The organism is Pseudoflavonifractor sp. An187 (genome assembly GCF_002160275.1).
GTDB classification, from domain to species: Bacteria; Bacillota; Clostridia; order Oscillospirales; family Oscillospiraceae; genus Enterenecus; species Enterenecus faecium.
On sequence record NZ_NFKG01000030.1, the window covers coordinates 19,859 to 27,066 of the forward strand.

Here is a 7,208-nt window from a genome sequence, read left to right on the forward strand (position 1 = left end):
CTTCCCAGAAACATACATTTACTTTTGCATGCAAAAGTGTTAGGATAGAGTTACCCGAAATTTGTGGAATGAACACGAGTGCGGACAACCAGGCCCGCCGACGGTAAGCGGAGCCCAACAGAGGAGGAGATAACATGCGGTTTTGTGAGTATTGCGGCGCACCCCTGGAGGATGGGCAGCTGTGCACCTGCCCCCAGGCCCAGCAACAGCAGCAGGAGCCACCCACGACCCAGCCGGAGAGCGCTCCGGTGGAGCAGACCCCGCCCCAGCAGCCCGCCACCCCGCCGGAAGAGCAGGGGTACAGCTACGGACAGTCCCAGGGCGACCAGACAACCCCCGAAGAGCAGCAGCCGGAGCCTATGAGCCAGCCGTCGGAACCCAGCGGCCAACCGCCGGAGTACAACTACCAGCAGCCGGGAGCTGACACCCAGCAGAATAGCTATGGGTATCAACAGCAGCCCTCTGGGTACGGCTATCAACAGCCCGGACCGCAGCAGCAGTCTGGCTATGGCTATCAGCAGCAGCCCGGCGGATATGGCTACCAGCCCCAGGGCGGGCAGGGCCAGCCGGGGAGCCAGAACGCCCAGCAGTTCGCCCAGATGGGCCGACAGGTGCGGGACACCACGGTCCACGCGGCCAAGAGCCTGAAACCCTTCTTTGCCCAGTATTGGGCTTCCCCCGTCCAGGCCATCCGTACCGCTGTGGCAGAGAAGAACCTCACTGTGGCGGTGACCCTCTCGGTGATCCGGGTGGTGGTGGTCATTGCCTTGCTGTGGAATGTGGTGGGCCAGGTGGCTGGCAGCATCCGCAGCACAATCGGGCCTTTGAGCAGCCTGGGCAATCTGATGGGCAGCAGCTCCGTTATGACCGTGCGGGGCAACCCCCTGGGCAGCATCCTGTTTGGCCTCATCATTGCAGTGGTGGGCATGGCCCTGTTTACCCTGGTGCTCTTTGCCCTTACCCGCATCTTTAAAAGCGGCGGCAGCATTCTGGACATGTACATCGCCAACAGCGCCAACGGCGGCGTGACCACTGTGGTGCTGTTTTTGGCCTTTGTGTGCGCCTTCTTCTCTCTAAATGTGGCCGTGGGTCTGGTGGTTCTGGCCTGCTTCACAGCGGTGGTGTGCGGCAGCTTGTCCGCCCAAGCGGTGTGCGGCGACCAGAGCAGCGGAATGTTCTGGCTGTGCTACCTGGGTGGTATGCTGGTGATCCTGGCGGTGAGCTGGTGGATTGTTCCCCCCTGTGTGATTCAGACGGTGGGCGGCATCACCCTGACCTTGGATGGCAGTAGTATCACCATCCGGGAGTTCCTGGAGAGATTCCTGTCCAACGGGCTGGCTGGCCTGTTCTCTCAGTTGTTCTACTAAGTATAAAATGGATAAAAGATGTGTCGCAAAAACGAACGTTTTTACGGCACATCTTTTTTATGCACAACGATATGAAAGGGCTAAACATGAGGAGGCTTCAAGGTGACTCTGTTTCTTCCGTTGAAACTTGTGGCAATTCCTCATTATAGGGAAAGTAATCCCAGCCCAGTATGACCTTTTCATTGATTTCGCCGCTGCTGCCGTCAGGATAGAAGTACCAAAACTTCCCCTTTTCATAGGCGGCTTCCGTGGAAATGGTATCGCCGTAGTCATCCCGATATTTCAGAATGATATAGCTGGCCTCTCGTGGCCGTGTTTTCTGCGGATGCTTCCAAATCAGAATGGAAAAATCATCAACGCCTAAAATCTGTTTCAGCTTATATTGCCGAATTTTTTCGGCCAATTCATTCAGTCCGCCAACGGTGCTGTCCATCTCTATTCGCCCCTATTTATTTTTTAAATTGTCCTGTCATAAGACAACTTGTTTTGAAAAATAGTATAGCTTAACGGTATGTCCTGTGTCAAGACAAGGGGTGATGGGCAATTGGCAAGAATCATTGACGGCAAAGCTATGAATCTGGTAGGGGACAAAGTGAAAGAATTGCGACTTGCCAGAGGCATGAGTCAGCAGGCGGTTTCCAATCAACTGGAGACCATGGCCATTTATGTCTGCCGTGGGTCCATTTCACGCATTGAGGACAAGACTCGGACGGTGACAGACATCGAGTTATATGGTCTATCCCGAGTGTTGGGCGTGAAGATGGAAGAACTGGTTCAAGTACCAGAATGATATTGTTTTATGAGCGAAAAAAGTCAGTGATATCCGCCGCGGTGGCGGATATCACTGACTTTTTTAATACACTGCTATGTGTGGTTAGGACTTTTTACCCTTCTGGGCCTTCATGCGCTGCTCATGGTTGAGGATGCGCTTGCGCAGACGCAGGTTCTCGGGGGTGACCTCCAGAATCTCGTCGTCGGCCAGGAACTCCAGGCACTGCTCCAGGGAGAGAATGCGGGGGGGCACCAGGCGCAGGGCCTCGTCGGAACCGGAGGCACGCATGTTGGTCAGCTGCTTTTTACGGCAGACGTTGACGGTGATGTCCTCCATCTTGGGGCACACGCCCACCACCATGCCCTCATACACGGGCACACCAGCGCCGATGAACAGAGCGCCACGGTCCTGAGCGGAGAACAGGCCGTAGGCCACGGACTCGCCGGTCTCGTGGGCCACCAGGGAACCGGTGTTGCGGCGCTGAATCTCGCCCTTGTAGGGCACGTACTTCTCGAAGACGGAGGCCATGATGCCCTCGCCCTTGGTGTCGGTCAAGAACTCGTTGCGGTAGCCGAACAGGCCACGGGAGGGGACCAGGAACTCCAGCTTCATGCGGCTGCCCACGGGGGTCATGGAGAGGAACTCGGCCTTGCGGGCGCCCAGCTTCTCCATGACGGCGCCCACGTTGTCGGCGGGCACGTCGGTGACCACGCGCTCCACGGGCTCGCACTTGACCCCGTCGATCTCCTGGTAGAGCACACGGGGGGGAGAGACCTGGAACTCGTAGCCTTCCCGGCGCATGGTCTCAATGAGGATGGACAGGGACATCTCGCCACGGCCCGCCACGTTGAAGGAGTCGGTGGAGTTCTCCACCTCGGTCACCCGCAGGGACACATCCTTGAGGGTTTCCCGGAACAGGCGGTCCCGGAGCTGGCGGCTGGTGACGAACTTGCCCTCACGGCCAGCAAAGGGAGAGTCGTTGACGGAGAAGGTCATCTCCAGGGTGGGGGCGGAGATCTTCACAAACTCGATGGGCTCCACGGCGGAGGGAGCACAGATGGTGTCGCCGATGGTGATGTCGCCGATGCCGCTCATGGCGATGATCTCACCGGCGGCGGCCTCGGTGACGGGGGTGCGGGCCAGGCCGTCGAAGGTGTACAGGCTCACGGCCTTGGCCTTCTTGGACTCGTCGGGGTTGTGGTAGTTGCACACCACGATCTCCTGGTTCTGCTTAATGGTACCACGCTCAATGCGGCCAATGGCAATGCGGCCCACAAAGTCGTTGTAGTCGATGGAGGAGACCAGCATCTGGAAGGGAGCCTCGGTATCACACTCGGGGGCGGGAATGTACTCCAGAATGGTCTCGAACAGGGGCACCAGGTCGGTACCCACCACGTCGGGGGAGTAGGAGGCGGTGCCCTGACGGCCGGAGCAGAAGAGGGTGGGGGAGTCTAGCTGCTCGTCGGTGGCGTCCAGGTCCATCAGCAGCTCCAGCACCTCGTCCACCACCTCGTGGATACGCTGGTCGGGGCGGTCGATCTTGTTGACCACCACGATCACCCGGTGGCCCAGCTCCAGGGCACGGGAGAGCACGAAGCGGGTCTGAGGCATGGGGCCCTCGGCGGCGTCCACCAGCAGGATAACGCCGTTGACCATCTTCAGAATACGCTCCACCTCGCCGCCGAAGTCGGCGTGGCCGGGGGTGTCTACGATGTTGATTTTGGTATCCTTATAGTGGACGGCGGTATTCTTGGCCAGAATGGTGATGCCGCGCTCACGCTCCAGGTCGTTGGAGTCCATGACACGCTCCACCGTGGCCTGATTCTCCCGGTAGATGCCGCCCTGCTTGAGCATCTCGTCCACCAGGGTGGTCTTGCCGTGGTCAACGTGGGCAATGATGGCTACGTTTCTCAATTTCTCGTTTCGCATCTCTCGTTCTCCTTATTGTCTGGCTGTTTTGCACAGCCCATAAACTACCATGGGAATGTGGACACAATTCCCACATCCGATCAAAACACAGTCACTTATTATATCCCGAAATGTGTTGGATTGCAACGGCAGAAGGGGAGAAAAACCCGCCCGATTCCAGAAAAGTTCTTGTGCCGCATTGACAGTATCGGTGGAATTGGGTAGAATATACCAAGCGGCCATGGGTCGCCGGACAATTTGATATGCCTCCGTAGTTAAATGGATATAACAAGCCCCTCCTAAGGGTTAGTTGTGAGTTCGATTCTCGCCGGGGGTGCCAAAACCCGCCAAACTTCAAAAAAGTTTGGCGGGTTTTACTTCTTACTTATTCACTAATCACTCTTCACTATTCACTCAGGGAAAGCTAGATTAACCAGAGCTTTTCCTCGTTTTCTTGCGTAGCAGAGTGTTTGATACGCTCCACCATGAGAATGGGCAACATAAAATACCACAAGATTGCTGCGTTCGACCATTTCTCGATTTCGAATTTGAAACGCCTGTTTGGGATGTGCTTGGGCGGCAGTTTGGCACACCTCAATGTCGTCATAATATGCTTCAAAATCAAAGAGGTGGGTCTGGAGTTCCGCTGTGGGATAGGGAAGCATCCAAATAAGAGAACAAGCATCACTGTGAGTTTGAGACTGCCAACGCTTGATTGCGGCGGTGACCAAGAGGTCAAAGTCTCCATTGCGTCCTACTAGAAAATCTACATGCTGATGGTGTGTAAGTAGAGTAGAAATGAGCTGTTCTACCTTGGACTCAACAGAAGAAAAATCAGAAATAACTCGATGCCCAAAGAAACTGACGGTGTATATCGGTTCAGATGGAAACAAAGTCTCACCCCCAATGTGAAGAAGTGACTTTGCTTCATTATACATATACATTTACTTAAAGTAAAGGATTATGCAATTGTAGAAAATTATAATCCTGCTGTTTTGTTGTTAGCATAATAGCAGGAGGTGGTGGCATGTTCACGGAATTCCCAGAACGCTATATTACGTTAGGCTTAAAGATTGCGTACTACAGGAAAAAAGCAGGGCTGACCCAGGAACTTTTGGCGGAGCGGGTGGGCAAAAGTGTCAACTTCATTGCTCAGGTGGAGGGTACGGGAACCATCCGTGGCGTGTCTCTGGAGACCCTGTTCAAGATTGCCCAGGTGTTGGACATACCCCCGGCCAAATTGCTGGCGGACGATTGAGCACTAGGCTAGAATCAAACCAGAAAAAAATTCAGCCCGGACGGCGTTGTATGATATGCTCCCTCTATGAGAGACAGTGAAATAAAACACTGTCAATCATGGAGGGAGCATTGTCATGCCAAGGAAGCAAAAGTTATGTGTAGAAGAAAAGATCAAGATTATACGAGATTATCTCAAGGGACAGATCAGCATAAGTGAAGCGGCTCGGAGAGGCAAGGTTTCAGGTGAGACAGTCAATCAATGGATACGCAACTATGAGGCAGATGGGGTAGATGCATTTCTATCGCGCAAAAACCATGTGTACAGACCGGAGTTAAAGAGGCAGGCCGTGGAGGATTATCTGTCTGGCATAGGAAGTCTGGCAGATATTTGCAGAAAATATCATATTGGGAATCGTGCACAGCTCAGGGATTGGATAAAGGTGTATAATGCTCATGGAGATTTCAACTCCGTAAAACACTCAGGAGGAGGAAGCTACATGAAGCAAGGACGGGAAACCACGCAGGAAGAGCGTATCCAAATTGTTAGGGATTGCATTGCCAGTGGAAAGAATTACGGAGAAATGGCCTTGAAATACCAGGTTAGCTATCAACAGGTTCGGAGTTGGACTCTTCGGTTTGAACAGATGGGAGAAGCAGGATTGGAGGATCGGCGGGGCCGCCGGAAGAAAGACCAAACTCCTCGCACCGAACTGGAAAAAGCCCAAATTGAAATTGAGCAACTCAAGCACAAGCTATATCTGGCGGAAATGGAGAATGCACTGCTAAAAAAATTGGACGAGATCGAGAGGAGAGAGGCCTGGAAGAAGTGAGGCAGCGTCGTACTTATAAAGCCATTCAGGAGTGCCATGAAAATCAGGGGTACCCCATTGAGGTGGCGTGTAAACTGCTCCATGTCGCTCGTTCTGCCTATCATAAATGGGCTTCTGGAAAGTTGAGCCGCAGAGCTACGGAGAACGAGAAACTGGCGGATAAGATCGAGAAAATCTACTCCGAGAGCCCAGACAAAGGCTATCGGAGGCTGAACGATGACTTGCGCCACGACTACGGCATCCACGTCAACGACAAGAGAGTGCTGCGCATTTGCCGGGCCAGAGATATTCGCTCTACCGTGAAGTACAGCAATCACGGCTGTACCAGACGGGCCAAGAATCCTCAGTATCTAGCTGAAAACCTGTTGGATCGCCAATTCTATGCAGAAAAGCCGAATGAAAAATGGCTGACCGATGTGACCGAGTTTAAGTGGTATGAGGGAACTGAAGTACACAAGGTCTATCTCAGCGCTATTCTGGATCTCTATGACCGGCGCATTGTGGCCTTTGTGCTGGGGAATCGCAATGACAATCCTCTTGTATTCAAGACCTTTGACAAGGCTGTGAAGGCCAATCCTGGTGCTCACCCCTTGTTCCATAGCGACAGAGGGTTTCAGTATACCAACCGAACCTTCCACCACAAGCTTGTGCAGGCAGGAATGACACAAAGTATGTCCCGTGTGGCCCACTGCATTGACAATGGCCCCATGGAAGGGTTCTGGGGCATCTTAAAGCGGGAGCGTTACTACGGCAGACGATTTACCAGTAAGAAAGAACTTGTCCAGATGATTCAACACTATATCCACTACTACAACACCAGGAGAGTACAGCGCAACTTGGGCGTGCTGACGCCGATGGAGAAGCACGAGCTGTATCTCGCTGCATAAAAAGCGGCCAGCAGCACATAGGCTACTGGCCGGGAAAACTTTATATTTTTTCACTGTCCTCTTGACGGGGAGCAGTTCACAATTGCTTCCTCCGGGCTTCAGACTGTCGAAAAACTTCCAAAACATCCCCGCATCTGGTAAAATGGTATCAGATGTGGGGGTGTGCTTTATGGAGCAATGGAGAAAAGATTCACGAAAAGAGGCC

8 protein-coding genes and 1 tRNA gene are annotated in these 7,208 nt (G+C 53.6%); 6 read left to right on the top strand and 3 right to left on the bottom strand.

Annotation, left to right across the window (positions count from 1 at the left end; genetic code table 11):
* Positions 1 to 134 precede the first annotated feature (134 nt).
* Positions 135 to 1,367, top strand: coding sequence for a hypothetical protein (locus B5F22_RS10195; protein ID WP_087392478.1), 1,233 nt, complete (start codon positions 135 to 137; stop codon positions 1,365 to 1,367).
* A gap of 97 nt (positions 1,368 to 1,464) precedes the next feature.
* Here the strand turns inward: B5F22_RS10195 and B5F22_RS10200 are convergent, their stop codons facing one another.
* Complete coding sequence (locus B5F22_RS10200; RefSeq protein WP_087392479.1) at positions 1,465 to 1,800, bottom strand: hypothetical protein; 336 nt, start codon at positions 1,798 to 1,800, stop codon at positions 1,465 to 1,467.
* A gap of 111 nt (positions 1,801 to 1,911) precedes the next feature.
* On the opposite strand from B5F22_RS10200, the gene B5F22_RS10205 reads away from it, so the two are divergent.
* A complete protein-coding gene (locus B5F22_RS10205) occupies positions 1,912 to 2,157 on the top strand; it encodes a helix-turn-helix transcriptional regulator (RefSeq protein ID WP_087230368.1) in 246 nt (81 codons plus the stop codon).
* Positions 2,158 to 2,241: 84 nt separating this feature from the next.
* On the opposite strand, the gene typA is transcribed toward B5F22_RS10205, so the two are convergent.
* Positions 2,242 to 4,068 carry a translational GTPase TypA gene (gene typA, locus B5F22_RS10210; RefSeq protein WP_087230365.1) on the bottom strand — a complete coding sequence of 609 codons (1,827 nt, stop codon included), beginning with the start codon at positions 4,066 to 4,068 and terminating at the stop codon, positions 2,242 to 2,244.
* A 244-nt stretch (positions 4,069 to 4,312) separates the two neighbouring features.
* On the opposite strand from typA, the gene B5F22_RS10215 reads away from it, so the two are divergent.
* Positions 4,313 to 4,387: transfer RNA gene (locus tag B5F22_RS10215), tRNA-Arg, on the top strand.
* 70 nt (positions 4,388 to 4,457) lie between these two features.
* Here the strand turns inward: B5F22_RS10215 and B5F22_RS10220 are convergent.
* Positions 4,458 to 4,985 (bottom strand): hypothetical protein, encoded by a 528-nt coding sequence (locus B5F22_RS10220; RefSeq protein WP_242955109.1) that lies wholly within the window; start codon positions 4,983 to 4,985, stop codon positions 4,458 to 4,460.
* A gap of 89 nt (positions 4,986 to 5,074) precedes the next feature.
* Here B5F22_RS10220 and B5F22_RS10225 point away from each other — a divergent pair, with 89 nt between their 5' ends.
* The 3 genes from B5F22_RS10225 to B5F22_RS12490 all read left to right on the top strand — a co-directional run bounded on the left by B5F22_RS10225 (position 5,075) and on the right by B5F22_RS12490 (position 7,003).
* Positions 5,075 to 5,305 (top strand): helix-turn-helix transcriptional regulator, encoded by a 231-nt coding sequence (locus B5F22_RS10225; RefSeq protein WP_087392480.1) that lies wholly within the window; start codon positions 5,075 to 5,077, stop codon positions 5,303 to 5,305.
* Positions 5,306 to 5,420: 115 nt separating this feature from the next.
* Positions 5,421 to 6,116: a helix-turn-helix domain-containing protein gene (locus B5F22_RS12485; RefSeq protein ID WP_087392481.1), complete on the top strand. Its 696-nt coding sequence runs from the start codon at positions 5,421 to 5,423 to the stop codon at positions 6,114 to 6,116.
* Positions 6,113 to 7,003: an IS3 family transposase gene (locus B5F22_RS12490; protein ID WP_242955110.1), complete on the top strand. Its 891-nt coding sequence runs from the start codon at positions 6,113 to 6,115 to the stop codon at positions 7,001 to 7,003. The genes B5F22_RS12485 and B5F22_RS12490 overlap by 4 nt, the downstream gene beginning before the upstream one ends.
* The last annotated feature ends 205 nt before the right edge of the window (positions 7,004 to 7,208 follow it).